Annotated in this window: 1 protein-coding gene; it reads right to left on the bottom strand. The window is 76.3% G+C overall.

Annotated elements, in window-relative coordinates:
• Nucleotides 1-224: calcium-binding protein (locus H1S04_RS00020; RefSeq protein ID WP_370521443.1), on the bottom strand; the 224-nt coding region annotated here is incomplete at both ends.

Here is a 224-nt window from a genome sequence, read left to right on the forward strand (position 1 = left end):
TTGCCGGCGCCCGCGACCACCCGGTCGTCGCCGGCGCCCGCGTCGATGCTGTCCGCGCCGCCGAGGCTGTCGGTGCCGGCGGTGTCGTCGCCATAAATGACATCGGCGCCGTCGCCCCCCAGCAGGGTGTCATTGCCGAGGCCGCCGGTGACGGTGTCGTTGCCTGCGCCCGCGACCACCCGGTCGTCGCCGGCGCCCGCGTCGATGCTGTCCGCGCCGCCGAG

Source organism: Paracoccus sp. S1E-3 (assembly GCF_013868135.1).
Classification (GTDB): Bacteria; Pseudomonadota; Alphaproteobacteria; order Rhodobacterales; family Rhodobacteraceae; genus Paracoccus.